Source organism: Streptomyces soli (assembly GCF_003999195.1).
Taxonomy (GTDB): domain Bacteria; phylum Actinomycetota; class Actinomycetes; order Streptomycetales; family Streptomycetaceae; genus Actinacidiphila; species Actinacidiphila soli.
In genome coordinates this window covers 25,502-46,046 of the sequence record NZ_RJVR01000126.1, presented here as the reverse complement: position 1 = coordinate 46,046, position 20,545 = coordinate 25,502, and the positions used below count along the sequence as shown (strand labels likewise).

The 20,545-nt window shown below is 70.9% G+C and carries 23 protein-coding genes and 3 pseudogenes; 12 read left to right on the top strand and 14 right to left on the bottom strand.

Annotation, left to right across the window (positions count from 1 at the left end; all coding sequences use genetic code 11):
- Positions 1 to 140 precede the first annotated feature (140 nt).
- Entirely contained in the window at positions 141 to 1,394 is a 1,254-nt protein-coding gene (locus tag EFK10_RS11230; protein WP_127355574.1) for a hypothetical protein, read from the top strand.
- Here EFK10_RS11230 and poxB read toward each other — a convergent pair.
- The 7 genes from poxB to EFK10_RS11195 all read right to left on the bottom strand — a co-directional run bounded on the left by poxB (position 1,372) and on the right by EFK10_RS11195 (position 8,136).
- Complete coding sequence (gene poxB, locus EFK10_RS11225; protein WP_127355573.1) at positions 1,372 to 3,108, bottom strand: ubiquinone-dependent pyruvate dehydrogenase; 1,737 nt, start codon at positions 3,106 to 3,108, stop codon at positions 1,372 to 1,374. The two genes, EFK10_RS11230 and poxB, sit on opposite strands and share 23 nt — an antisense overlap.
- Before the next feature lie 34 nt (positions 3,109 to 3,142).
- Positions 3,143 to 3,937 carry a family 1 encapsulin nanocompartment shell protein gene (locus EFK10_RS11220; RefSeq protein ID WP_127355572.1) on the bottom strand — a complete coding sequence of 265 codons (795 nt, stop codon included), beginning with the start codon at positions 3,935 to 3,937 and terminating at the stop codon, positions 3,143 to 3,145.
- Positions 3,934 to 4,995, bottom strand: a complete 1,062-nt coding sequence (locus tag EFK10_RS11215) for a Dyp-type peroxidase (protein ID WP_127355571.1) — start codon at positions 4,993 to 4,995, stop codon at positions 3,934 to 3,936. The genes EFK10_RS11220 and EFK10_RS11215 overlap by 4 nt, the downstream gene beginning before the upstream one ends.
- A gap of 78 nt (positions 4,996 to 5,073) precedes the next feature.
- Positions 5,074 to 5,916, bottom strand: a complete 843-nt coding sequence (locus EFK10_RS53765) for an alpha/beta hydrolase (protein ID WP_322973315.1) — start codon at positions 5,914 to 5,916, stop codon at positions 5,074 to 5,076.
- Positions 5,917 to 6,061: 145 nt separating this feature from the next.
- Positions 6,062 to 6,895: an alpha/beta fold hydrolase gene (locus EFK10_RS11205; protein ID WP_127355570.1), complete on the bottom strand. Its 834-nt coding sequence runs from the start codon at positions 6,893 to 6,895 to the stop codon at positions 6,062 to 6,064.
- Positions 6,896 to 7,210: 315 nt separating this feature from the next.
- Positions 7,211 to 7,660 carry a hypothetical protein gene (locus EFK10_RS11200; RefSeq protein ID WP_127355569.1) on the bottom strand — a complete coding sequence of 150 codons (450 nt, stop codon included), beginning with the start codon at positions 7,658 to 7,660 and terminating at the stop codon, positions 7,211 to 7,213.
- Complete coding sequence (locus EFK10_RS11195) at positions 7,657 to 8,136, bottom strand: hypothetical protein (protein ID WP_127355568.1); 480 nt, start codon at positions 8,134 to 8,136, stop codon at positions 7,657 to 7,659. Before EFK10_RS11195 ends, EFK10_RS11200 begins: the two co-directional genes overlap by 4 nt.
- A 39-nt stretch (positions 8,137 to 8,175) precedes the next feature.
- Here EFK10_RS11195 and EFK10_RS11190 point away from each other — a divergent pair, with 39 nt between their 5' ends.
- Entirely contained in the window at positions 8,176 to 9,132 is a 957-nt protein-coding gene (locus EFK10_RS11190) for a helix-turn-helix transcriptional regulator (RefSeq protein ID WP_127355567.1), read from the top strand.
- A gap of 327 nt (positions 9,133 to 9,459) precedes the next feature.
- Here EFK10_RS11190 and EFK10_RS11185 read toward each other — a convergent pair.
- Positions 9,460 to 9,657, bottom strand: a pseudogene (locus EFK10_RS11185) (VOC family protein); the annotation flags it as partial.
- A gap of 158 nt (positions 9,658 to 9,815) precedes the next feature.
- On the opposite strand from EFK10_RS11185, the gene EFK10_RS11180 reads away from it, so the two are divergent.
- Positions 9,816 to 10,322, top strand: coding sequence for a DinB family protein (locus EFK10_RS11180; RefSeq protein WP_127355566.1), 507 nt, complete (start codon positions 9,816 to 9,818; stop codon positions 10,320 to 10,322).
- Between the two features lie 21 nt (positions 10,323 to 10,343).
- Here the strand turns inward: EFK10_RS11180 and EFK10_RS11175 are convergent, their stop codons facing one another.
- Positions 10,344 to 11,210, bottom strand: coding sequence for a DUF3626 domain-containing protein (locus tag EFK10_RS11175; protein ID WP_407647058.1), 867 nt, complete (start codon positions 11,208 to 11,210; stop codon positions 10,344 to 10,346).
- Positions 11,211 to 11,270: 60 nt separating this feature from the next.
- Between EFK10_RS11175 and EFK10_RS11170 the strand changes: the two genes are divergently transcribed.
- From EFK10_RS11170 to EFK10_RS11160, 3 genes and pseudogenes are all read left to right on the top strand, one after another.
- Complete coding sequence (locus tag EFK10_RS11170; protein WP_407647057.1) at positions 11,271 to 12,050, top strand: alpha/beta hydrolase; 780 nt, start codon at positions 11,271 to 11,273, stop codon at positions 12,048 to 12,050.
- Between the two features lie 37 nt (positions 12,051 to 12,087).
- Positions 12,088 to 12,300: pseudogene (locus EFK10_RS53175) on the top strand (aminoglycoside phosphotransferase); the annotation flags it as partial.
- A 76-nt stretch (positions 12,301 to 12,376) separates the two neighbouring features.
- Entirely contained in the window at positions 12,377 to 13,057 is a 681-nt protein-coding gene (locus EFK10_RS11160; RefSeq protein WP_127355564.1) for a TraB/GumN family protein, read from the top strand.
- A 7-nt stretch (positions 13,058 to 13,064) separates the two neighbouring features.
- On the opposite strand, the gene EFK10_RS11155 is transcribed toward EFK10_RS11160, so the two are convergent.
- Together EFK10_RS11155 and EFK10_RS11150 are read right to left on the bottom strand one after the other, a co-directional pair.
- Positions 13,065 to 13,808, bottom strand: a complete 744-nt coding sequence (locus EFK10_RS11155) for a tyrosine-protein phosphatase (protein ID WP_127355563.1) — start codon at positions 13,806 to 13,808, stop codon at positions 13,065 to 13,067.
- Between the two features lie 35 nt (positions 13,809 to 13,843).
- Positions 13,844 to 14,335: pseudogene (locus EFK10_RS11150) on the bottom strand (glycosyl hydrolase family 65 protein); the annotation flags it as partial.
- Between the two features lie 305 nt (positions 14,336 to 14,640).
- Here EFK10_RS11150 and EFK10_RS11145 point away from each other — a divergent pair.
- From EFK10_RS11145 to EFK10_RS11135, 3 genes are all read left to right on the top strand, one after another.
- Positions 14,641 to 14,955: an STAS domain-containing protein gene (locus tag EFK10_RS11145; protein ID WP_240677146.1), complete on the top strand. Its 315-nt coding sequence runs from the start codon at positions 14,641 to 14,643 to the stop codon at positions 14,953 to 14,955.
- Positions 14,952 to 15,884, top strand: coding sequence for an anti-sigma factor RsbA family regulatory protein (locus EFK10_RS11140; RefSeq protein ID WP_240677145.1), 933 nt, complete (start codon positions 14,952 to 14,954; stop codon positions 15,882 to 15,884). The genes EFK10_RS11145 and EFK10_RS11140 overlap by 4 nt, the downstream gene beginning before the upstream one ends.
- Positions 15,885 to 15,980: 96 nt before the next feature.
- Positions 15,981 to 16,199: a DUF5133 domain-containing protein gene (locus tag EFK10_RS11135; RefSeq protein WP_127355562.1), complete on the top strand. Its 219-nt coding sequence runs from the start codon at positions 15,981 to 15,983 to the stop codon at positions 16,197 to 16,199.
- 48 nt (positions 16,200 to 16,247) lie between these two features.
- On the opposite strand, the gene EFK10_RS11130 is transcribed toward EFK10_RS11135, so the two are convergent.
- Together EFK10_RS11130 and EFK10_RS11125 are read right to left on the bottom strand one after the other, a co-directional pair.
- Positions 16,248 to 16,421, bottom strand: a complete 174-nt coding sequence (locus tag EFK10_RS11130) for a CsbD family protein (RefSeq protein ID WP_127355561.1) — start codon at positions 16,419 to 16,421, stop codon at positions 16,248 to 16,250.
- Positions 16,422 to 16,643: 222 nt separating this feature from the next.
- Positions 16,644 to 17,441: a YihY/virulence factor BrkB family protein gene (locus EFK10_RS11125; protein ID WP_127355560.1), complete on the bottom strand. Its 798-nt coding sequence runs from the start codon at positions 17,439 to 17,441 to the stop codon at positions 16,644 to 16,646.
- A 177-nt stretch (positions 17,442 to 17,618) separates the two neighbouring features.
- Here EFK10_RS11125 and EFK10_RS11120 point away from each other — a divergent pair, with 177 nt between their 5' ends.
- The 3 genes from EFK10_RS11120 (at position 17,619) to EFK10_RS11115 (ending at position 19,314) form a co-directional block, all read left to right on the top strand.
- Positions 17,619 to 18,362 (top strand): VOC family protein, encoded by a 744-nt coding sequence (locus tag EFK10_RS11120; protein ID WP_240677144.1) that lies wholly within the window; start codon positions 17,619 to 17,621, stop codon positions 18,360 to 18,362.
- A gap of 464 nt (positions 18,363 to 18,826) precedes the next feature.
- Entirely contained in the window at positions 18,827 to 18,946 is a 120-nt protein-coding gene (locus tag EFK10_RS52000) for an LPFR motif small protein (RefSeq protein WP_265737499.1), read from the top strand.
- A 50-nt stretch (positions 18,947 to 18,996) separates the two neighbouring features.
- Complete coding sequence (locus EFK10_RS11115; protein ID WP_240677143.1) at positions 18,997 to 19,314, top strand: ANTAR domain-containing protein; 318 nt, start codon at positions 18,997 to 18,999, stop codon at positions 19,312 to 19,314.
- On the opposite strand, the gene EFK10_RS11110 is transcribed toward EFK10_RS11115, so the two are convergent.
- A complete protein-coding gene (locus EFK10_RS11110; protein WP_127355557.1) occupies positions 19,311 to 20,471 on the bottom strand; it encodes an alcohol dehydrogenase catalytic domain-containing protein in 1,161 nt (386 codons plus the stop codon). The genes EFK10_RS11115 and EFK10_RS11110 overlap by 4 nt on opposite strands.
- Between the last annotated feature and the right edge of the window lie 74 nt (positions 20,472 to 20,545).

Here is a 20,545-nt window from a genome sequence, read left to right as displayed (position 1 = left end):
AGCCGGAACGCTCAACTGGTTTTCCGGGGACGGGAGACTGCTGCGGTATTCCCTTCGCCGGGTGTTCCGTAGCGCCCTGCGCTGCTCATCCCGGTAATCTTCTGGTCCGACCCGGCGTCCGACCGCGAGGCTGACCACCGTTGAACACACCGCTCGACTCCGTCGCCGGCGCACGGCAGGCGGTCACCGTCATCCTGCCGGTGCGGATGGCCGCCGAACCTGGGTGGCCGGAGGGGCCGATGCCGTTCGAGCTCGGTGAACGGCGGACGGATGCGGGGACGCGGGAGAGGTACTTCACGCCGGCGGCGGCGCGGGTCTTGTACGGGGCGCCGGGGCGACCCTACAGGTGGCACCAGGTCGCGGATGTGACGCATGGGCCGATGCGGTTGCAGGGGATGGAGCTGCTGCGGACGGGCACGGACCGGGACGCCGAACGGGCGCTGGCGGTGCTGCACTTCACCGTCGAGGGGCCGCATCTGCTGGAAGTGTTGCGGGCGATCGGGCATCGGCATACGTCCGGACCGGATCCGTTGAGTGGGCCGTTGGCGCCGGAGACACTCCTCGGCGGCGTTGTCGACGCGGTTTCGCCGCAGGCGCCGTTTGCGCTCGCGCGGCCGTACACCGTCGCCTTTATGACCCCGGCAGAGGGTGACAGGGTGCCGGAGGAGTGGTTGTGGGCGCTCGCGTCGCGGTCCAGCCCCGTGGACTTCCCGGTGCGGGCAGAGGATCTGCCGGGGATGTTGAGCGATGTCGTACGGATATCGGCCGACTGGAGTGCGCTGGTGCTGCGGCATGGTGCCGCGTATGTCGGCCATCGGCCCGATCGGGGCGACGGGGACTTCTACGACTTCGCCGCGCTCCACGCCCGCACCGTCTATCTGGACGCGCTGCTGCTGGGGACCGTACAGCGCGACCACATCAACGAGTTGGCGGACGATCTGTCGGAGGTCTTCGAGGGGGACACCGGGCTGGCACGCCGGGTGGCCGCGCTGGAGGAGCGGATCGCGCGTTTCCGGAGTACGTACTGGCGTCAGCACCTGACGGCGCACGGCCCGGCGAATGAGCTGCTGGTGGCGTATCAGGCGCTGCACCGGCTGCCGGCGCGGTTCGAGGCGATCCTGGCAGAGGCGGCGGACTACGCGCGACTGGTGCAGACGCAGGAGAGCCAACAGATCAGCGGCGCCCTCGGGGTACTCACCGTCCTCGGGCTGCCGCTCGGTACGGCGCTGAGCATCCTTCAGGTGCTCGGGGATCAGAGTCCCTGGCATCTTCTCGTCGCCCTGGCCGCGGCCTTCGCCGCGACCGGGGCTGCGCTCACGACCCGGTACGGACGCCTCGTCCTGGCCTCGCTGCGTGGCTCGGGGCGGCGGGTCAGGAGAGGAGGCGGCGGGTGACGTTGGTGGTGGCGAGGTCGAGGAGTTCGTCGCCGCGGCCGGAGAGGATGGTGCGGGTGGCGTAGAGGGCGAAGCCGGTGAGCTGTTCCTTGGTGATGGTGGGGGGCATGGAGAGCTCTTGGCGGGCGGTGAGGACTTCGACGAGGGCGGGGCCGTCGTGGTCGAGGGCGGTCTGGAGGGCGGCTTTGAGGTCGTCGGGGCGTTCGACGCGCCGGCCGTGGAGGCCGAGGGATTGGGCGACGCCGGCGAAGTCGGGGTTGTCGAGGCCGGTGCCGAAGGTGACGTAGCCGGCGGCTTTCATCTCGAGCTCGACGAAGCTGAGGGCGCTGTTGTTGAAGACGACGACCTTCACCGGCAGGTTGAGCTGCTTGAGGGTGATGAGGTCGCCGAGCATCATGGCGATGCCGCCGTCACCGGAGAGGGTGATGACCTGGCGGCCGGGGTGGGAGGCCTGGACGCCGATGGCCTGGGGGACGGCGTTGGCCATGGTGCCGTGGGTGAAGGAGCCGACGAGGCGGCGGCGGCCGTTCATGGTGAGGTAGCGGGACGCCCAGACGACCGGGGTGCCGACGTCGGGGAGGAACACGGCGTCGTCGGCGGCGAGTTCGTTGATGACGCGGGCGACGTACTGGGGGTGCATGGGGGTGCGGTTGTGGTCGTTGACCGCGAGTTCGTCGAGGGATTTGCGGGCTTTGGCGTAGTGCTGGCGCATGCGGTCGACGTGCCGGGTGTCGGTCTTGGGGTTGAGGCGGGGCAGGAGCGCGTCGGCCGTGTCGCGTACGGTGCCGACGAGGGGGAGGTCGACGCGGGTGCGCCGGCCGATCTGCTCGCCGCGGATGTCGACCTGAACGACGCGGGCGTCTTCCGGATAGAACTGGCGGTAGGGGAAGTCGGTGCCGAGCATGAGCAGGGTGTCGCAGTTCTCCATCGCGCGGTAGCCGGAGCTGAAGCCGAGCAGGCCGGTCATGCCGACGTCGTACGGGTTGTCGTACTCGACGTAGTCCTTGCCGCGCAGCGCGTGGACGACCGGGGCCTGCAGGGCGGCGGCCAGTGAGACGACCTGGTCGTGCGCTCCGGCGCAGCCTGCGCCGGCAAGGATGGTGACGCGTTCGGAGCGGTTGAGGATGTCGGCCGCGGTGTCGAGTTCGGTGTCGGACGGGCGGGCGACCGGGGCGGTGGCGCGGATGACAGAGGCGCGCGTGTCGCGGTCGATGGAGGCGGTGAGGACGTCGCCGGGGATGACGAGCACGGACACGCCGCGCTTCTCGACGGCCGTACGGACGGCGATGTCGAGGATGTACGGGAACTGGTCGGGGTTGCCGGCCAGTTCGCTGAAGACGGAGCACTCCCGGTAGAGCTCCTGGGGGTGGGTCTCCTGGAAGTAGTTGCCGCCGATTTCGGCGGAGGGGATGTGGGCGGCGATGGCCAGCACCGGGACCCGGCTGCGGTAGGCGTCGTACAGGCCGTTGATGAGGTGGAGGTTGCCGGGGCCGCAGCTCGCCGCGCAGACCGCGAGCCCGCCGGTGAGCGAGGCCTCCCCGACGGCGGCGAAGGCGGCGGCCTCCTCGTGGCGGACGTGCTGCCAGGTGAGGGTGCCGTCCTTGCGGAGGGCGTCGGTGAGGCCGTTGAGGGAGTCACCCGGGAGGCCGTAGACCCGGCGTACGCCCGCGGCCTTGAGGGACTCGATGATGAGGTCGGAGACCGTACGCGCCATGCTGTGCCACCTTTCAGGGCCTTTTCCGCAGCGATCAGGTCAGGGCCACTGCCGCCTCACTCGTGTGGGTGAGGAAGGTGAAGGACTCCTGCAGATAGAGGTCGACGCTGGTGGTGTCGTGGGACTGGTAGCCGATGGACAGGTCCTGGCCCAGACGGAGTTCGTAGTCGCCGCCACGGGTGGTGAGCAGGAAGGCGCCGGTGATCGCGGGCGCCCAGATGATCTCGCCGTCGATGAGGCGGGCGAGGTGCTCGTGGATGGGGTAGCCGTGGTCGGAGGTCTCGTTGACGGTCGTGTACGCGTCCGCGCTGAGCGCCAGCGAGTACGGGCCGTCGACGCCGGCCAGGCGCAGGGCGGTTATGGCCTGGCTGATGCTGTCCGGGTAGTCCAGGGCCTGGGCGGGCAGGGTCAGCGGGGGGTTGTCGGAGGCGGCCCGGATGCCGTGGATGCCGACGGCGGCGTAGCCCTCGAAGATGGCACTGTCCTCGGCGAAGGCGATCAGACGGGCGGCGTCCTTGGCGGGCTGCCAGTCGGGGTCCTTGGCGCCGCGCTCGACGTCGTCGACGGCCCGGCGGTCGACGGTGAAGGGCACGCGCAGCTCGACCAGCGGCTGGGAGCGGCGCAGGCGGGCGATGACGCCAGGCCCGGGTGGGTCGATCGGTGCGGTGTGCCCGGTGGAGATCGCGGCGAGGGTGGCGCCTTCCGCGTCGGGTACGTCGACGAGTCGGCGCCCGGCGATGTGGCGGGTGAAGGTGCGGCGGACCTCGTCCTCCAGGTCGGCCCAGGCGGCCTCGGAGACGGGGGCGAGTTCGCGGTGGAGGTTGTTCATCGCGCGATCCTCCTCTTCAGGTCGCCGATGCCGAGGGAGCCGTCGGCGGCGGGGTTTTCGGCTCGATGCTCTGCTTCCGGCTCCGATAGCGGCTGCGACTCCGACTCGGGCGAAGGCGGCGGGTCGTCGAGGAAGTCGGCGGTCGGGACATGGAAGAGGGTCCCCGTGACCGCGGTGGAGAAGTCGAGCAGCCGGTCATGGTTGCCCGGGGGGTCGCCGATGAACATGTTGTCCAGCATCTGCTCGATGACCGACGGGGTAGCGGCGTAGCCGATGAAGTACGTGCCGAACTCACCGCGCCCTGGAGCGCCGAAGGGCATGTTGTCGCGGATGATCTGCCGTTCCGTGCCGTCGGGGTCGGTGATGGTGGTGAGCGCGACGTGCGAGTCGGCCGGCTTGATGTCGTCGGGCAGCTCGATGTCGGAGAGCTTTCGGCGGCCGATAGCGCGTTCCTGGGCCTCGACCGGCAGGGCGTTCCAGGCGTCCAGGTCGTGGAGGTACTTCTGTACGACGACGTAGCTGCCTCCGGTGAAGTCCGGGTCCTGTTCGGGGTCGGCGGCGCCGATCACGGCGGCGGTGTTCGCCGCGGGCCCGCTGGGGTTCTCGGTGCCGTCGACGAAGCCGATGAGATCGCGTTCGTCGAAGTACTTGAAGCCGTGCACCTCGTCCTGGACGGTTACCGCGCCGCGCAGCCGTTCCATGAGCTGCGAGGCCAGCTCGAAGCACAGGTCGAGCTTGCCGGCCCTGATGTGGAAGAGCAGGTCCCCCGGGGTGGCGATCGCGGTGTGCCGGGCGCCGGCGACCTCCCGGAAGGGGTGCAGTTCGGCCGGGCGCGGCCCGGCGAAGAGGCGGTCCCAGGCCTCGGAGCCGATGCCCGTGACGCAGGTCAGCTTCCCTTCCAGGATGCGGAAGCCGACCGAACGCACCAGCCCGGCGAGGTCGGAGAGCAGCTCGCGGACGACGGACTCCCCGCCGGGGTCGATGGTCACAACCAGGAAGATGGCCGAGCTGGTGATCGGGCTCAGCACCGCCTGCGGGACGGCCTGCTGCTCGGGCATGGCTCGCTCCTGACCCTCGGGAACACCGGCGTTCACCGGAGTCCACCGGAGTGGTGAGAGTCGGACACGATCATCGTCTCATTCACGCGTCACCTTTTCGCGGCGTCGAGAATGATGCGGGTCACCGCGCCCGGGTCGGTCAGGTAGACCGCGTGGGGTGCGTTGACCTCGACGGTATGGGCCTTGGCTCGCTTGGCCATGGAGCGCTCGGCGGCGGGCGCGATGGCGTGGTCCTGGCGGGCGACGAGGTACCAGGAGGGGGATCGTCTTCCAGGCGGGGGTCCCGGACGCCTCGGCGAAGACCGCCGCCTTGGGCGGGCGCTGGGTGGCAGCCAGGACTGCCGCCCGGGCGGCAGAGAGCCGGTTACTGAGGAAGACGTCCCGGAACTTGTCCGGCTTGATGTACAGGTCGGCGCCGCCGCCAGCCCCGGTGAGCGGCACCCGGTTGAGGGTGCCCGGCGTCAGGTGCGAGCCGGGGAACTTGGTGCCGATGGACGCGATGGTCTCTCCCTTCTCAAGGGCGTACGCGGCCAGGTAGACGAGCGCCTTGACGTTGGCGTTGCCGGTCGCGGCGTTGCTGATGACCGCACCGCCGTAGGAGTGGCCGACCAGGACGACGGGCCCGGTCACCGTCTTGAGCAGGGCCTTCAGGTACGCCGAGTCCCCGGACAGGCTGCGCAGCGGGTTGGCGGGGGCGACGACGCGGTAGCCGTCCCGCTGGAGGCGGCCTACGACCGTGTCCAAGCCGGAGGCGTCGGCGAAGGCGCCGTGCACCAGCACGATCGTGGGTTTGGGCGCCCGGGCGGCGGCCGGGGCCGCCGAGGCCGGGAGGGCCAGGAGCGCGCCGGCTCCCAGGCTCGCCGCCGCGGCGACGATCGCGAGCAGACGCAGGTGGGCACGCACAGAGGTCGCAGAGGTCATCAGTGTCTCCGGATTTCCGGGGTGAGTGAATGCCTCTCGCCGATCATGTTCGGCGGGCATCTCCATCAGGCCCCGGTGCCCGTGCGGCGGCCAGATGACCGCGTCCGTTCGGGTGAGCGGCGCGGCGGCCCCGGCGGAGCCGCCGTCAGCCCCTGAGGAAGTCGATCAGCGCCGGGTTGACGACCTCGGGGTGCGTCCAGGCGATGTTGTGCGGCCCGCCGTCGACGGTGACGAAGGTCAGGTCCTTGACGAGGGCCGGCAGCCGCTTGGCGGTGGCCTCGTACGGCAGGATGCGGTCGGCGTTGCCGTGGATGAGCAGGGTGGGGATGTCGATCCTGGGGACGTCGGCGCGGAAGTCGGTGAGCCAGGTGTCGACGCAGGCGTACGCCGCGTGGGCGGAGGCCGCGACGGCGGTGTTGAAGCTGTTGTTCCAGGCCTGGTCGCTGATCCTGGTCCCGCCCAGGGTGTCGACGTTGTAAAAGTTGTCGAGGAAGTCCTTGAAGTAGGCCGGCCGGTCGGCGACCACGGCGGCCTTGATGCCCTCGAAGACCGACCGGTCGACGCCCTCGGGGTTGTCGTCCGTCTTGAGCAGGAACGGCGGGATCGCCCCCATGAGGACGGCCTTGCTCACGCGCGCCGAGCCGTACGTCCCCAGGTAGCGGGTGACCTCACCGGTGCCCATGGAGAACCCGACCAGCACCACATCAGGCACGTCCAGGTGGTCGAGGAGCGTGTTGAGGTCGGCGGCGAAGGTGTCGTAGTCGTAGCCGATGACCGGCTGGCTGGACCGGCCGAAGCCGCGGCGGTCGTAGGTGATGACGCGGTACCCCTCCTCCAGCAGGACGCGCTCCTGCTTCTCCCAGGAGTGCCCGTTGAGCGGGTAGCCGTGAATGAGGACGACCGGCAGGCCGCTGCCGTGGTCCTCGTAGTAGATGTCGATGGATCCGGTGTTCTCCTGGCCGACGGTGACGAAGGGCATGGTTGTTCCCTCTTTCGGTCGGATTCGGCGGTACGGATCAGTCAACACCCGGCCGCCGGGTTGGACCACTCGGGGGAACTCGCGGGCGCGCCGACCCAATGGGCGCCCGGCCGGACCCAGCAGGTGTCGGGTCATGGCGGGACCGCGGGCTGCCGAGCAGCACCAGGCTCAGAGCCAGCCGCTGCGACAACTGCTGGAGGACCTTGTCGGCGCCGGGACCGGGTCGGCAGGTCCTCGTACACGTGGCGCGAACCCCAGGCGTGGACCACCGGAGGAAACAGCCGTGCCCCGTACGAGTCATCCTCGCTGCGCAGGTCAGCGGCGGGTAAGCTCCATGATCCAGTTGGTCACCCAGGTCTTTCCCCCGTCCACGGAGAACGCCTGCTCCCAGCGGGCGGACTCCTCGGTGATGTCCGACCAGATGAAGCGCGCCCGGATCTCCTTGCCCGCATGGGTGTCGTCCCCGTAGAACTCGCCCCGACCATCGGTGAACCGGCCGACGACCGGCGGGAACAGCTTGCCGGTGCGCTTGCTCGACCAGTACAGGGACCACTGCTCGCGCTGGGGATCAAACAGCCGCAGGGTGAGCCCGGCAAAGCCCCTCGTCGGGAACTTGATCTCGTCGAAGTTCGCCCCGCCGTCGAAATGCCGGGAGGCGCGGCTGACGGCCGGGAACTCCTCCCACGCGCTCGTTTCGTCGAGGAAGTCCGTCCGCCACCGGTTGGTGACATCCCAGATGCCGGTGAGGAAGTCGAAGTCGTTCATGAGCGGTCTCCTGTGGTGCCCTCGGGGAGCGAATCGGCGAGATAGGCGTCAAAGTCGGGGCGGTCAGGCGCGAGCATGTGCCTTACCCATGCGTCGCGTTCATGGAGGATCGGCGGCAGCTCCCAAACGCAGCCGATCAGCGACCGGTCCAGCCGGACGAAGTGCGTCGGATCGCTGTTCGGGCAGCCCAGTACCGGCTGACCCGCCGCCGCCCCGCCGAAGTGCAGGACGTTGTCCCACACCCAGCTGTACGCGTTGAGGTAAGCCCCGTCGTCCCCTCCCCGGTGGAGGACGACGAAGGCGGCCGGCGGCGTGCCGTCCGGCCCCGGCAGAAGCTCGGGGAGAATCGCGTACGCCGCCTTCTCGACCTCCGGATCGATACCGGCCGGGTCGGCGGTGACGTGATAGCGCTTGATGCGGCGGCCGCCCACCTCGACGGGGGACAGCACGCGCAGCAGTTTCTCTGTGAAAGCCATGAGTGGACCGTAGAGCCGCTTCACTGACATCTTGTGTCAGTGAAGTCGAGCCGCCTCCTGTCGATCCTTCTGCTGCTCCAGACCAGGGGCCGAATGACCGCCGCCCAGCTCGCCGGGGAGCTGGAAGTGTCGGTACGGACCATCTACCGCGACATCGAGTCGCTGCACGTGGCCGGCGTACCGCTCTACGGAGACGCCGGGCACTTTGGCGGCTACCAGTTGCTCTCCGGCTACCGCACCCGCCTCACCGGGCTGAGTGCCGGAGAGGCGGAGGCGCTCTTCCTCTCCGGCATCCCCGGACCCGCCACCGAGCTCGGGCTCGGCTCGGCCCTCGCGGCGGCGCAGCTCAAGATGCGCGCGGCGCTCCCACCCGAACTGCGCACGCAGGCCGAACGGATGCAGTCCCGCTTCCACCTCGACGCGCCCGGCTGGTACGCGGAGGACGACGACGTCCCGCATCTGCCACAGGTCGCGGACGCGGTATGGCACAGCCGGGTGCTCGATATCCGCTACCGCCGCTGGAAGGAGCCGACTGATGTGGACCGGCGCCTGGAGCCGTACGGTCTGGTGCTCAAGGCAGGCCGCTGGTACATCGTGGCGGGACCGGGACCGCGCACGTACCGTGTCGACCAGATCCTCGAACTCGTCGTACGGGACGAGAAGTTCCAGCCTCCAGGGGACTTCGACCTGGCCACCTACTGGCAGCGCTACCAGACAGACTTCCACGCCCGCCTGTACCGGGGAGAGGCGGTTGTCCGCCTCTCGCCCCGAGCCGCGTCCCGCCTCACGGGAGCGGCCGCCCGGGCCCTGACCGACACCGGAACCGCCGAACCGGACGGCTGGACCCGCGCGGTGCTCCCCATCGAGTCGCTCGACCACGCCCACGGGGTGTTCCTCGCCCTTGGCGCGGACATCGAGGTCCTCGGACCACCGGATTTGCGGGCTCGCCTCGCCGAGACATCCCGCGCTCTGGCGGCCCGCTACGCCACCGCCTGACCGATGCGGACCACCATCCATGGTCCCTCGCCGGGCGCCACGGCCGCTGAATACCGACGGTTCGCCGAGGAACCCCGAGGGCCAGCAGGCCGGCTCCTTCCACCCGGACGCCATAGCGCAGTGCGGGCTCCCTGAGAACGGGCGCTGCCGGACGTCCTGAGTTCGGGCGACAAGAGACTCAGATCAGGTCACCGCCATGTGACCTCAGTCACTCGGATCGGCGAGGAAAGAGACACGCAGCTTTTGCAACGACTCATCCGTTGCTGCTGCCGTTGCCGGCGCTGATCGCCCTGCCGCGCAGCTGGGGCGCGCTCACGGTGTCCCGGCGAACTTCTGGCCGTTGAGCTCGAACTCGACGGCCAGCACCGAGCCGGCCGGGCCGGGACCGGCCTCGGTGTAGCGGCCGATCCGTCCGAGCTGGGAGTTCTTGAAGATCGAGATGTAGTGGTTGGCAGCCTCTTCGGCCTGCCCGTCGAACCACAGGCACGTGGTGAAGCCGTCGGACGCTCTGACAACGACACTCACTCATACATGGTTACGCTCACTTACCCGACTTCGAGGGCCGGCAGTTGAATACCCCGTCGGCGGATCCCGGACCGCAAACTAATCGCTGGCCCGCGCAGAGCCGCGACGCCACAATGAGTCGATCTTGACGCTCCGGACCGTACACGAAGGACCCAGCCGTGACCACCGAACGCATCGGCCCGCCCCTCGCCGGGGACGAGCGCGAGACGCTGCGCACCTTCCTCGACTACCACCGGGCCACGCTCGCCATGAAGTGCGAGGGCCTGTCCGACGAGGATCTGCGCCGCCAGTCGATGCCGCCCTCGACGCTCTCGCTGCTCGGCCTGGTCCGGCACATGGCCGAGGTGGAGCGCACCTGGTTCCGCATCGTCGTCAACGGCGAGGACATCCCGCTGGTCTGGTCGAAGGAGATGGACTACCAGGTGGCGTACGACGCCACCGGCGCGACGCGCTCCGAGGCCTTCGACGCGTGGCAGGCGGAAGTCGAACACGCCCGCCGGATCGAGCGGGAGGCCGAGTCGCTCGACGTCACTGCGCACAACGCCAGGTGGGGCGAGGATGTCTCGCTGCGCCTGGTGATGATGCACATGATCCTCGAGTACGGTCGCCACAACGGGCACGCCGACTTCCTGCGCGAGGGCATCGACGGCACCGTCGGCGCCTGATCTCGCGGCCGGTCGGCCCCTTTACTGCGGCGGGGCGCCGAAGCGCGCCAGACAGTGCCAGACCTTCTTCAGCGCCTGCGGGTCGTGGCGGCCCGTGCGCGCGGCGTCGCCGACGGCCCGGGGGTCGAGGTGGCCGTCAACGGCGATCGCGGCGCCCAGGTCGACGTACTCCTGCCCGCGGTAGTCCGCGTGGCCGCGCAACTCCTCGACGCCCAGCCGGAATCCGGCGTGCCACTCGACCGGGCACGGCAGCCGGCGCGCCGCGGCCTCCACCGCCGTGCCGCGGTGGCTTGGGTCGAGCACCAGGGCCTCGACGTCGCGGCTGAGCGTCACCGGGCCGTGCACCTGGGCCTCGACGTAGTCGTCGAGGGCGTCGTGGTTGTCGGCCTCGGCCGCCGCGATCAGCGGCGTCACGGCGGTCGCGACGCCGAAGGCCACCGGCTCGAAGAAGCTGTCCGGGTAGCAGAACGTGGTTCTCGGCAGCACGCGCCCGCCCAGCCGGAAGTGCGCCGAGCCGAACCGTGGCGCACCGCCGACCGGCTTGCGGCGGAAGTTGAGCGCGCCGTAGACCGGCCGCTCGTGCGGGGGCACGTCGTCATAGGCGGCGCCGAAGATCCGGCTCTCCCAGCGCCAGCGGTCGCCGCCGGAGTGGGCGGTCAGGCCGCCGTTGCTCGTACCGGTGACGAACTGCGAGTGGTAGACGCCGTCCTCGGCCAGGGCGAGCAGGATCGGCCGCCCGCGCACCAAGCGGTCCGGGTGGAGGTTGAGGGTGACCCGCAGCTCCGGGTCGACAGGGCCGCCGGAGGAGAGCGACGCGACGTGGCGGACGGCCCGTTCCTGGGACGACCGCTGCATCGGCTTACCCGAGCGGGCCATAGCGGTGATCATTCCACAGGGTGCCTCTAGGATCGATCGTCGACCGCCGACCCTTGGACGGAACCAGGAGCGATGAAGCCATCCACCAGCCAGGACATGGTCGTTGACGTCATCGAGCACGACGGCGAACAGCTGAGCTGCGCGCTGCTGACCCCCGTGGACGCGGCAGCCGCGGTAGCGACGACCGTTGTGCTGCTGCACGGCGCCGGCACGAGCGAGAAGGGACGGCTCACCGCGCTCATGGAGGAGTTCGCGGCTCGCGGCTGCCGGACGCTGGCCTTCGACTTCTCGGGCCATGGCGGCAGTTCGGGTGAGCTGAGCGAGCTGAGTCTGCGGCGGCGCTTCGAGCAGGCGGTGGCCGTGATCGGCGAGCGGGTGCCGGCCGGGGACGCGCTGGTGCTGGCGGGGTTCAGCATGAGCGGGCAGACGGTCGCGGATCTCGCGGCGCACTACGGTCCCCGGGTGACGGCGATCGGGCTGTGCGCACCGGCGGTGTACGCGGCCGAGGCCTGGCCGGTGCGGTTCGGTGCCGGGTTCACCGAGATCATCCGCAGGCCCGGGAGTTGGCGGGACTCCGGGGCGCTGGAGTTCTACCGGGCGTACGGGGGCCGGGCGGTGCTCGTCGTGCCGGGCGCCGACGCGGTGATTCCGCAGGCCGTCACCGAGGCGGTCGCGGAGGCGCTGGGGACTCGGTCGCGTTTCACCCGGCTCGTCCTCAACCGGGCGGACCACCAGTTGGGGATGTGGCTCCGCGACCACGCCGACGACCGGGGGCGGTTCGTGGAGGCACTGCTGGGCGAGGGCGAGGACGAGGGCGACGGTGAGCCGGGCTGGGCGCAGGCCCGGGCCTAGGTCGAGAAGCAACTGCCCGACGGCGAACACATCCGCCTTCGCCGACCGTTACGCCGCCGAGGGCGGCCGCCTCGCCGCCGAGCCCGCCGACCACCTGTAATGGCGGCTACTGGACGCCCTGGCCTTCGCCCCTGACGCCGAGAAGGCCGCCGTGCCGTGGCGCGAGCTGGGCCGCACCGACCTGACGCCGGAAGTGCTCACCGGACGGCTGGAGGACTACGTCGGGGCGCTCTTCCAGCGGTACGGCTGACGGGCTTCGCGGAACCGGTCCCCCACCGCCGCGCGTCCGAACCTGTGTGCAGTTTGTCGAGGCGACCGGGCTCAGCGTGCGATCCGCGGCGTGGGTGCTGCAACGCCGCGAGACCCCGCTGCGCTTTCATCTGTTCTGCATGGTCCACATCGGCTCGCAGACCTTCTACGACGAGGTGGCGGCTCGCCTCGGCGACTGCGACGTGGTCGTCGCCGAGGGCTTCGGCCAGTCGCGGCGGCGCTTCACCCGGCTCCGGCTCCGCTTCTACGGCCTCACGCACCGCGCCCACGGCTCCGAACTGGTCTACCAGCACATCGACTACGCCTCCCTCGCAGTGCCGGTGCTCTGGCCCGACATGGACCCCCCGCCGCCGCAGGACGCCGCAGCGCGCACCAAGCGGCCACTGTGGAGCTATCTGCTCTTCATGGGCTTTGTCCTACTGCTCCCGCTCAAGGCCCTGGCCGTCCTGGCGCTGGGTGGCGCCCGTTTCCTGGCGCAGTCGATGGACCTCAGCATCGATGACACCACGGTGCTCAGCGACGGCGACCACCTCTCGGCCATCGTCCTCGACGACCGCGACGACCTGCTGGTGGCCGCCCTCACCCGGCTCCACGAGGAGCGGGCCGCCGAGCCCGTCAATGTCGCCGTCGTCTACGGCGCCGCGCACATGCCGGCTGTCGTACGGCACCTGAACTCCGCGTACGGGTACCGGCCGACCGGCGGTGATTGGCTGACCGTCCACGGGATCAAGCTCTGAGGTCAGATCAGGCTTCGAGCAACTGCGTACGCAGGTCGGCGATCAGGTTGTCGCCGATGCCCAGCCGGTCGCGGGCGTAGCCGCACACCGAGCCGTGCCCGGCGTTCAGCGCCGCGAGGAAGAGCCGCATCGAGTCGGCGGGGGCCAGGCCGTAGCCGGGCCAGAAGTCCTCCCTGTCGGGGCGGCCGGCCTTCCAGTCGGCGATGAGGCGCTCGGTGGCGAGTTCGGAGAGCGCGTAGTCGGCGATGATGTCCTCCTCTCCCACGCCCAGCAGTGCCAGCACGAGCCCCGCCACCAGCCCGGTACGGTCCTTGCCGGCTGCGCAGTGGAAGACCAGCGGCGCGGTCCCGTCGCCTGCGATCAGGTGGAGGACCTGGCGCAGCTCCTCGACGCCGTCCTCGGCAACCTCGGCGTGCAGGTCGGCGAAGAAGCGCACCGGATCCACGTCGTGGGCCAGCCGGGACTGACTGACAGGCCGGTGCTCGACGCTCAGGTTGTGCCATGCGAGCCCGTCGCTCGCCGGCACCCGGCCCTTGGCGGCGATCTCCTGCGGGTACCGCAGGTCGATGACCGTACGTATCCCGAGCGCCCGGAAGCGCTCCCGGTCCTCCCCCGCGTCTTCCCCCGCCAGCTTGGACAGCGAGTCGGACCTGTACAGCCGCCCCCAGCGCACGGTACGGCCGCCGTCGCCCGTATAGCCGCCCAGATCGCGGAAGTTGTGCAGCCGGGCGAACTCGATGTGTCTCGTCACGCGCGCACCCTACATTCGGCCCACAGGGTGGGCGGAATGTCGACGCCGAGCCGGCGGCCGCGCACCAGGATCCGGAACGCGAGGCGGGTGAGGTGCGGGGGCAGCCGGGGGGCGAAGGTGACGGTGTTTCCGGTCCGGCGCAGGCCGCCGAAGCCGGCGACGAGGGCGGTCCAGCTGCCGGCGGGGGAGGCGAGGTGGAGGCCGACGTCGCGGGTGTTGTGCTGGAGGTCGTGGAGGTCGATGGTGGCGGCTTCGGCGAGGTAGTCGTAGGCGAGGCGCAGATGGCCGGTCTCGGCGGCGATGACGGAGTGGACGCCGAGCCCGTGGTTGTACGGGACGGCCATGGCGTCGGCGGCCTCCTGCCAGCTCGCCTGTTCGGCGTCGTCGACGCCCAGTGCGTCGGCGGCGCCCAGTGCGTCGGCGGCGCCGGGGTGGCGGGCGGCGGCTTCGGCGGCGGCGCGCAGGTTCGCCTGGGCCATGAGGTTGGTGTACGTGTTGTCGTCGGCGATGGCGCTGTACTCGTCGGGTTGCCGCGCCAGCCGATGTGGCCGTTGGAGAGGGCGAAGACGGATTCGCTCTGGGCCAGCACGTCGAGGTTCAGGGCGGCCTCGCGCAGTTGCCACGGCTCGACGGTGTAGCCGGGTCGTTTATCACGCAGGGGTCTCCATCGGTTCGGCGAGGTCGATCACAACGAGGTCGTGCACAACAAAGTCGGCGCGGGACGGCGGCCGGCGGAGCCGGGCGGCCATCCGGTGGACTCCCTCTCGCGTCGGATCCGTACGGAGCCCGGATACCCTGTGGGTGAAGCCGCACACGGGATTATGGTGGAGTCGTGACAGCCGCCGTACTGGAATTGCTGCCGCTCACCGACCGCATGGGGGTCCGGGCGGCCGGTGAGGTCTGTCTGACCACGCGCGCGTCGTGGGAGCGCGCGCTGGGCGCTCTGGTGGGGCCGGGGGACGACGTGCACCTGGAGCTGTCGGGTGTCACGTATGTCGATGTGGCAGGGGCGTCGGCGGTGGCTGCCGCCGCCACGAGGCTGGAGGGGGGCAGGCGGTTGGTGCTGCACGGGACACCGCCGCAGTTGCGGCTCGCCCTGGACGCCTTCTGGCCCGGCCTGACGGCGATTGAGGTGACGCTGAGTTGAGACAGGCCCAGGCAGCCGAGCGCTTTGTGCACCCGGCGCTGTTCTACCGGGACCCGAAGGAGTACCTGGCCGGTACGGTGCCCTTCCTGCTCGACGGCCTCGCCAAGGGCGAGCCGGTGGCGGCGGCCGTTCCGGCCGGCAACCTGGAGTTGCTGCGGGCGGAGTTGGGTGACCGCGCCGCCGATGTCCACTGCCTCGACATGCAGCAGGCCGGCCGTAACCCCGGGCGCATCATTCCGCGTGTCCTGCGGGCCTTCGCCGACTCCCATCCCGACGCCGACAGGGTACGGATCATCGGTGAGCCGATCTGGCCGGGCCGCGGCGACGTGGAGTACCCCGCCTGCGTCCAGCACGAGGCCCTGATCAACCTGGCGTTCGCCGGGCGTGACGTCACCATCCTGTGCCCCTACGACGCCGGGCGCCTGGACGACGCCGTACTGGCCGACGCCCACGCCACGCACCCTGTCGTGGTGGACGGCGGCCGCGAGCAGATCAGCGCCGTCTACGCCCCCGCCCGCGTCGTCGCCGCCTACAACCGGCCGCTGGCCCATCCGGCGGGCGCCGCCGCCCACTCCTTCGATGGCGACGGCCTGACCGACGCCCGGCACGCCGCTGTCGAGGAGGCCCGGGGGCTCGGCCTGGCGGAGGCCCGGCTCGTGGACTTCTCCCTGGCCGCAGGCGAGTTGATCACCAACAGCGTGGTGCACGCCGGCGGCTCGGGCGTCGTACGCGTCTGGACCGAGGACGGCCGCGTGGTGTGCGAGGTCCGCGATGCCGGGCACCACACCGACCCGCTCGCCGGGCGCCGGCCGCCGTCGCGGGACCAGCCCAACGGCCGCGGCCTGCTCATGGTTCACTACCTCGCCGACCTCGTCCGCGTTCACACGGGCCCGGACGGCACCACCACGCGCTTCTACATGGACCGCTGACCTGCGGGTTCCTTGCGGGGTGGCGGGGGCCACAGTCCGGTGGGAGAGTTCCGAGAACGGTGCGAATGTTCCAGTCCCACGAGAAAGGGACGCAGCATGCCGCTCATCGATTTCCGTGCCTTGCGTGAACTCGTCGCCGAGTTCGACCGCCTCAGCGCGGTGGCGGCGCCCCGCGCCGTCTCGAAGGCGATCCGGCGCCGCGTGGAGGATGTGCAGTACACGGTCTGCGTCTACACAGGGCTCCGCGATCCGCACGCTGCCATGTCCCGCGCGCGGCGACTCCTACGCGACCGTACGGGCAGCGCCAAGACCTGAGTCACGCCCGGGCGTGCCCGGCGGCCGGGTTGTTCTGTGCTTCGTGGGTCAGTGTTTCGTGGCGTCCTTGATCTTCTGGATGGCCTGCTTGGCGTCGCCCTTGGTCTGGTCGATCTTGCCCTCCATCTCCAGGCTCTCGTTGCCGGTCGCCTTGCCGGTGGCCTCCTTGGCCTTGCCCTTGATCGTTTCGCCGGTGTTCTTTGCCTTCTTGTGTGTACTCATGATGAGCGCCTGCCCCCCGGGTCCCGCTGAAAACTAGGCCCTGTCCGGGCGATCAGGGTCGGATAGGCCGCGGCTCACCCGGAGAATGCCAGCAGACTGGTTTGTCCGTGGGTGTTTCGGCAACGCCGCAAGGTGTCGTGTCCGGGGGCACCCCCAGCCGCCAGGCTGGGGAGGACCCCCACCCAGCGTCTAGCTGGGGGAGCGTCGCTGGCCCGGCCATGATCACCCGGACAGGGCCTGGCCACGCGACTCGTGGACGTGGCGGCCGAAGAGGGCGCCGCCGACGACCACGAAGCCGACGCCGATCAGGTAGCACTGCACGATCAGGACGGTGCCCACGGCGCCATACGTCACGGCGTTGGTGATGATCAGCGGGGAGAAGACGAGCGAGGAGAAGGCGCGCAGGCCGACGAGGCCGAGCATGGTGGCCACGGCGCCCGGCAGGAGGGCGGGCCAGGGGATCTGGCCACCGAGGAGGAAGCGCTGGCCCCACCAGAAGAACAGGAATCCGAACAGGACGGCGGCCCCGGCGCGCAGGATGGCGTCGATCCATCCGTGGCGGAGAAAGCTGCCGGTCTGGGCCTCGACGAAGAGGTACGCGGTGAGCGCGGCGAGCCAGACGGCGCGGCGCCACTGGCTGTGCCAGGGGCTGGAGGGCAGCTCCCAGATCTTCAGGTAGGCGGTCTCCACGCTCGCGGCGAAGGACAGCCCGAACAGCGCCAGCGCCAGGACGCTGAAGGCACTGGTGGCGCTCAACACCTTGCGGGGCGCGGAGAACAGCTTCTGCACTGCCTCCGCGGGCCGTGCGGACAGGCCCATGCCGTCGACGACCCATTGGCCGAAGCCGTGGTGCCGGAAGGGCACGGCGGCCGCGACCACGATCAGCAGCGGCACCAGGGTGACCATGCCGAGCGCGGCGAAGCCCATGGAGCGGTGCAGCAGCTCCAGCTCGCCGCCCTGCTGCCGAAGCCGCCCGGCCCATGAGTCGTGCCAGCCCTGGTGCAGCCGGTGCAGCTTCATCGCATACCTCCCACGGGACGTCTGCCCTGCGGGGCGGCGGCCAGTCGGGCGCCGGTGGCGGGCCGCCGGTGACCGGAGGAAGCTGGAGGGCAAGTGAGGCGATCGGTGCGCGGCGTTCCGGGTGAGGTGAGGCGCTTGGCAGGCCGAGGACGAGCTGTCCAGGGCGCGCCCTGCTGGGTGAGCCTGCTGACGCATGACCTGAAGGCGGCGCAGCTCTTCTACGGTGAGCTGCTCGGCTGGGACTTCCGGCCGGGCTGGCAGGGCGAGGACCGCTACACCGTGGCCCACGTGGACGGGATGCCCGTCGCGGGTCTGGGACGGACGGCGGAGGGCGCGGAGTGCCCGGTGGCGTGGACGGTGTTCTTCGGGGCGGAGGACGTGCACCAGGTAGCGCAGAGCTGCCGTGAGAACGGGGCCACGGTCGCCGTGGGGCCGCTGGAGTACGGCAAGGGGCGGGTGGCGTGGGCCTCGGACCCGGCGGGCGCGAGGTTCGCCATCTGGGAGGGGGATGTGTCGCCCGCCTGGCGGGTGGAGCGGCAGGCACCCGGCCCCGTGCGGCTGGAGCTGCGGACCCGGGACGCCTTCGACGCGGCACGGTTCTACGGCGCCGTGTTCGGCTGGGACGCCGGCGGCCCGGTGCCGTACGACGTGCGGTTCGAGGTCGACCGGGTGGTCCTGCGGATCGGCGGGCGGCCGGTGGCCGGGATGTTCGGCGGGGCCGTGGAGGCGGCCCCCGATCCGCAGGTGCGGCCGCGCTGGCAGGCGTACTTCTGCGTGGACGACGTCGACGAGGTGGTCGGGCGGGCCGCCGGGCTGGGCGGCACGGTGATCGCCGGGCCGGGCACGTCGCCGTTCGGGCGGGTCGCGGTGCTGCGCGACCCGGAGGGCGGCATATTCGGCCTCGCCGCCCTCACGGGCTGAGGTACTTCTGACTTTCCCGGTTACGGATTCCGGGGCGTCGGCGGTTGCGGGCCGGGCCCGGGCCGCCCGGGCGGCGGCGGAGGAAGCGGATCCGGCTCCAGCGGTCCGGGCCGGGCGGGCGGTACGGGGTCCGGGTCCAGCGGGGGCCTCGGGCCGGGCGTGGGCCCGGGTTCCGGGCCGCCGGGCGGCGAGGGCGTCGGCGACGGGGGCACGGGGTCGGGTCGCAGGGCGGGGGAATCAGGGACTGACGGTGTACCCATCACGGACCTCCCGTTGGTTCGCGGTGCCTGCCGGACGGCTACCCGGTGCGTCCGCGCTGATGCCGCCGTTTTCCCGGGGGGAACAGGGGAAGCCGACCAGTTGCCCCTCGGACGCGCCCGTAGGACACCGCCCGTAGGACACCGCCCGTACGAACCGCCCGCAGGACCCGTAGGCCAGACCCATAGGCCATAGGAGGCCATCCCATGTTCCAGGCAATAGCAGACGTGCTGCGCAGCATCGGAAGCGCGATCGCGACCGTCGTGACCCTGCCATTCCGGGCTCTGGCCCGGCTGTTCGGCGGGGGGCGAAGGGCGACTCACTGACCCCGCCGGTACGACTGAGCAGTCGTACGGCCGCACGAACCCGGACGCCGTTGGCACCGCCCGGGCCCGACGCCGAACTCGCGCGGCTGCGCGCCGGGAACGAGCAACAGCGCCAGGCCCTGTCCGGGAGGGCCGTGATCGACCAGGCCCTGGGCATGATCATGGCCATGGCCCCCTGCTCGCGCGACGACGCCTGGGCCTTCCTGGTCCGGGTCTCCCAGCACAGCAACACCAAACTCCGTGCCGTGTGCGAGGCCTTGGTCGCCACAACCGACGGAACCCCTCTTCCCCGCGAGGTCGCCCGGACCCTCGATCCCCTTCGCGCGGCGGCACGGACCCCGAAGCCCAAGCCCGAGCCCAGTCCCTAGACGGGCCGCAGGGCCGCCTTGATGATCCCGGGCTCCCTGGCGCGGAGGCGCTCGTACAGGTCCGGCGCGTCATCCAGCGTGGCCCAGGTGGTGATCAGGCCGGCCGCGTCGAGGGGGTCGCCTTCGCGCAGCAGGGCGAGCAGCTGGTCGGTCCAGCGCCGTACGTTGGCCTGGCCCCAGCGCAGTGTGATGGCCCGATCGAACAGGTCGCCGAGCGGGAACTGTGGGAACCAGCCCCCGTACACCCCGACCACCGAGCAGGTGCCGCCGCGCCGGACCGTGCCCAGGGCGTGGTGCAGGGCGATCAGGCGGTCCGGCTGCACCTTGAGCGTCTGCAGCAAGCGGTCTGGCCAGGAGCCCTCGGCGTCCATGCCGACCGCGTCGATGGAGCTGTCGGTGCCGCGGCCCCCGGTCAGCTCGCGCACCGCTCCTACGACGTCGTGCGCCGACCCAGGGTCCAGGGTCTCGGCGCCGTGCGCGGCGGCCAGCTCACGGCGGTCGGCTGCCGGGTCGACGGCGATGACCCGTTCGGCGCCCCGGTGGCGGGCGATCCGTACGCACATCTGCCCCACCGGGCCCAGCCCGTGGACGGTGACGCTGCCACCGCGCGAGACGTCCGCGTACTCCACCGCCTGCCACGCGGTCGGCAGCACGTCCGACAGCAGCAGTGCCGCCGCCTCCGGCACGTCGGCGTCCTTCTCCGGATCCAGTACGACCGGCCCGAACTGGGCCTGCGGCACGCGCAGATACTCCGCCTGGCCGCCGGGGACGCCGCCGTACATGTGCGTGTAGCCGAACAGCGAGGCACCTTTGTGGCCCTTGAGGTTCTGCGTGGTCTCGCACTGCGCGAAGAGCCCGCGGTCGCACATGTAGCAGTGGCCGCAGGAGATGTTGAACGGCACCACGACGGTGTCGCCCAGCGACAGATGCGGGGCCGCGCGCGGGCCGACCTCCTCGACGACGCCCATCACCTCATGGCCGAGGATGTCCCCGGGTTCCATCGCCAGGCTCGCCCCGTGGTCGTACAGATGCAGGTCCGACCCGCAGATCGCGGTGGCGGTCACCCGGACCACCGCGTCGGTGACCGCCTCGATCCGGGGGTCGGGCACCTCCTCGACCGCGACCTTCCGTGGGCGCTTCCAGACCACAGCCTTCATCGTCCGCTCCGATCGCCCCGATTAGTCCGATCTGTCTGCCCGCTCTTCGGCTGCCCGATCCCGCACCTCGTACA